This is a genomic window from Kocuria sp. (assembly GCF_030536815.1).
GTDB classification, from domain to species: domain Bacteria; phylum Actinomycetota; class Actinomycetes; order Actinomycetales; family Micrococcaceae; genus Kocuria; species Kocuria gwangalliensis.
Genome location: NZ_JAUNPE010000131.1, coordinates 1 through 1,909 on the forward strand (window position 1 = coordinate 1; position 1,909 = coordinate 1,909).

Annotated in this window: 3 protein-coding genes; 2 read left to right on the plus strand and 1 reads right to left on the minus strand. The window is 65.4% G+C overall.

What is annotated here, in order from left to right:
• Positions 1 to 407 (plus strand): NAD(P)H-dependent oxidoreductase (locus Q4E95_RS10450; protein WP_303383249.1); only part of this gene is annotated, 407 nt, incomplete at its 5' end.
• Entirely contained in the window at positions 404 to 895 is a 492-nt protein-coding gene (locus tag Q4E95_RS10455; protein WP_303383250.1) for a MarR family winged helix-turn-helix transcriptional regulator, read from the plus strand. The genes Q4E95_RS10450 and Q4E95_RS10455, both read left to right, overlap by 4 nt.
• 206 nt (positions 896 to 1,101) lie before the next feature.
• Here the strand turns inward: Q4E95_RS10455 and Q4E95_RS10460 are convergent, their stop codons facing one another.
• Positions 1,102 to 1,692: a Fic family protein gene (locus Q4E95_RS10460; RefSeq protein ID WP_303383251.1), complete on the minus strand. Its 591-nt coding sequence runs from the start codon at positions 1,690 to 1,692 to the stop codon at positions 1,102 to 1,104.
• Positions 1,693 to 1,909 lie beyond the last annotated feature (217 nt).

A 1,909-nucleotide genomic window follows, 5' to 3' on the forward strand; every position in this document is an offset into this window, starting at 1 on the left:
CCACGTACAAGGCGTCCTACTCCGGGTTGTTCAAGCAGTTCTTCGACGTGATCGACGAATCCGCCCTCGAGAACCTACCCACCGTGGTCGCTGCCACGGGCGGGTCGCCGCGCCACTCGCTGGTGCTCGACACCGCCCTGCGCCCGCTGCTGAGCTACCTCAAGGCGCTCGTGTTGCCGCTGGGCATTTACGCGGCCTCCGAGGACTGGGGGCACGAGGACCTGCAGCGGCGCATCGACCGCGTGGGTGCCTCGCTCGCGGCCGTCGTTCTGGCGGGTTCGCCGGGTGGCGCGCCCGGTTCGCTCGACGACGACGACGCCGCCCGCCCCGGGCTGCGCCGGGAGGTCAAGGACGAGTTCAGCAACGTCCCCGATTTCGCGAGCCTGTTGGCCTCGGTGGGATCATGAGCGACACGGTGACCTGCGCGTCCGAGCCGTCAGGGCCGGCGATGGGTGCAGGCGATGCGTCGCAGCAGGAATGGGATGCGTGGCAGCTCTACTTCGAAACCACTGCCCGGCTCACGGCGCGGATCGAGGAGCGGCTCAAGGCCAACGGTTGCTCACTCATGGACTACCAACTGCTGCTGCTGTTGTACAACGACCCGGACCACCGGATGCGCATGGGGGAGCTGGCTCAGCGGCTGGTGTTCTCACCGTCCCGGTTGAGCTACCAGATCGGTGTGCTGGGCAAGCGCGGTTGGGTGGAGCGCCGTCGTGTGGAGTGCGACGGCCGCGGCTGGGAGGCGGTGCTCACCGCCCACGGTGTGCGCGCCTTCCGGGAACTGCGCCCCGCCCACGCGCGCGACGTCCAAGAACTGTTCTTCTCCGCCCTCCACGACGACGACGCCGCCCGCCTGGCCGACCTGATGCGTCGGGTGAGTGGGTTGCTGGGGTAGTCGTCTCGCTCGCCCGTGGTGTGCCTACCGCGGCGAGGTCCGCGCGCCATGTGATGCCGCCTTACTGTGCAGTAGCAGCCCCTACTGTGCAGTAAGGCGGCATCAAATGGTTCCGGGGGTCAGGAGCCGAAATCTCTGCGGCCGGCGCGCTCCGCGAAGTCGTCCAGAGCCTTGACGACAGCTGGGACCACCCAAACTTTTTGGCCTCATACCTTGATGGACCGCTCTTCTTGTAACAACCCGGCTTCGGTGAGGGAGTCCAGGACCTGCCCGTGGAAGGAGCGGACATCGTTGATCAACTGATCTGCGTTAGCAAGCGACCCCAGAACGACATTGGAGAAACACTCCACGATGGACGCGGGGTGTCCAGCGCGGTAGTCATGCAATGCATCGATGTAATCGTCGATGTCGTGCAGCAATCCCGATGAAATGGGAATGTGGACGTTTTGAACCGTCCCGCGCGCGCGGAGCAGTGATGACACGATGGCACGCCCGGTCCGCCCGTTGCCATCGGTGAAGGGGTGGATGGTCTCGAACTGGGCGTGGGCGATGGCCGCCTGGACGGTGGGATCCAAATCGCCGCGGCGCAGGAAGTCGATCAGGTCGGCAATGGCTGCGGGAACACGGTGATGCTCAGGTGCCACATAGGCAGCGGTGACCGGGGATTCCCCGCCGATCCACACCCATTCCTTGCGGTATTCACCCGCGTCGTCTTGGACACCTTCCGTCAACACTCGGTGCATGGTGAGAATGGCCGCCGAATCCACATGAGAGGCGGCGTCAAGGGCAGCCCGCATTGCAAATACGTTGCGGGCCACCAACTCCGCGTTTTCGCCGATGTGCGCCCCGCAAGGATGTTGCGAGGGAGATCCGGGGGACAACTGCTGCCTCAAAATCCCCGGTGTTCCGAATCCGTGCGCGATGAGATGCCATGGGGGCACGGTGGTCCCAGCGGTGGGTTTCGTGGCCGGTCGCGGGCCAGCGCACAGCTGACATGGGACTCCTCAGTGAGAC

Coding starts and splice junctions, on each gene's coding strand:
- Q4E95_RS10455 (WP_303383250.1), top strand. CDS start 404: ATGAGCGACACGGTGACCTGCGCGTCCGAGCCGTCAGGGCCGGCGATG.
- Q4E95_RS10460 (WP_303383251.1), bottom strand. CDS start 1,692: ATGCGGGCTGCCCTTGACGCCGCCTCTCATGTGGATTCGGCGGCCATT.